General features: G+C 47.8%; 1 protein-coding gene and 1 pseudogene. One reads left to right on the forward strand and one right to left on the reverse strand.

Annotated elements, in window-relative coordinates; translation table 11 throughout:
• Positions 1-698, reverse strand: a pseudogene (locus Q6A92_RS18105) (hypothetical protein); the annotation flags it as partial.
• A gap of 306 nt (positions 699-1004) precedes the next feature.
• Here Q6A92_RS18105 and Q6A92_RS18110 point away from each other — a divergent pair.
• A complete protein-coding gene (locus Q6A92_RS18110; RefSeq protein ID WP_443029757.1) occupies positions 1005-1313 on the forward strand; it encodes a transposase in 309 nt (102 codons plus the stop codon).
• Positions 1314-1620 lie beyond the last annotated feature (307 nt).

A 1620-nucleotide genomic window follows, 5' to 3' on the forward strand; every position in this document is an offset into this window, starting at 1 on the left:
CCCGCGGCGATCCCGGCCGGCGGGCAGGCGATCGTCAGGATGACGACTGCCGCTCCGATGCCGAGGTTCACCCAGAATTCTTGGTCCATCTGCTTGTCTTTGATCGACCGGTAGTCGAAGCCGCGGCTGTACTGGATGCTCTCTTTGTACTGATCGAAAGTCACGTCTCCCGCCTGTTTTCCGGCCGCGGCCCGGTAGATTTCGTATTCCTTTTTCAGCGAGGCGGCCATCAGGCTGCTGCTGTTCAAGAGATCGTCGAACGTGATCGACTGTTTGGTCACTGGCTCATAGGCGGCGACGGAGGCGAGCGGACTGGCTGCTTGGTATTCCTTAACGTTCAGCGTGTTTGGGATGTGATACTGGCTGATCGAAACCTGCGCCATTTCCGCAATAAAGGCGTCCATCTGTTTGTAAAAAGGATCATCGATGTGGCGGCTGACGGCATCGCCGGCCTCACCCGTAAACGTGTCCAGTTTCCGGTAGTCCTGACCCAGTTTGTCGAGCGCCCCAGCCTGGCTTTTGTACGAAAACCAGAGGCGCCGGTCCTCGTCCAGATCATCAATCGCATTTTGGATCTGCTGAAAGGTCCGGTCCACCTGGCGCATGCGCTCCAGTACGCCGCCCCAGGATGAAATTTGAGCGATCGCCCGGCCCATGTCGTCCCATGAACCGCTCCGGTAGGAAACATCCTCTCCCATGCTTTCCGTCACCGCCCTTCATTGATCGAGACGGCGAGCATCAACCATTGATTGTCCATCTTTACCGCCCCTTTATTTTGGGTACTTCGTTCGTTCCGAAAAAGCGGCTCTATTGTTTTGCAGAGACGATTTCATTTCACCTGAAAAAAAAACCGAAACTCTGCCAAGAGCTTCGATTTCTGATTTCTCTTCAAGCATTCATTTGTATTATAGAAAAGTGTGACAAAATATTGAACAGGGAAAAGTTCCTGGATTTTCATCTCTTTTCACGCTATTCAAACCTTATTCGACAGGTTCCGACAGGAAATGGCAGGCCTTTTGAACCCCTGCTTTTTAAACGATCCGGTTCTTCGCATTCAAGTGATTCTGGATAATCATCCAGCCCATACTTCAAAAGAAACGCGCGCTTACTTAGAAACCGTTCCTAATCCATTTGAGTTTGTTTTCACCCCAACGCACGGATCCTGGCTGGACATCATTGAATCCTTTTTCGCGAAAATGAGCAAAAGCTGCCTGCGCCCTATTCGTGTTGCTTCTAAAGACGAATTAAAGCAGCGCATTGAACTTCATCTTCAGGAGATCAGCCATAATCTCGTTCCTTCGATGGAAGTATAAAATGGAATCCATCACCCAATGAGAACCGTATATTAATATTATTTAAGAAACGATCTGCTAGTAAAAATCACCCATCTATATAAGTTGCGACACAACCCGCCTTTTCCCTTTGCTAAACACTTGGTATTTTCACTATCAAAGCTTATTGCATATATACCCGTATGTTTTATTTAATGTAAATACTTGAAAATACAGAAAGCTTTTATCACAATCATGTTTCAGATTTAAGGTTAAGAGGCTGTCTCAAAAGGTCAGTCTGTAGTGAAAAACGAGAGGGACATTTTTTCCCTCTCGTTTTTCGCTCATC

Source organism: Sporolactobacillus sp. KGMB 08714 (genome assembly GCF_036598985.1).
GTDB lineage: Bacteria > Bacillota > Bacilli > Bacillales > Sporolactobacillaceae > Sporolactobacillus.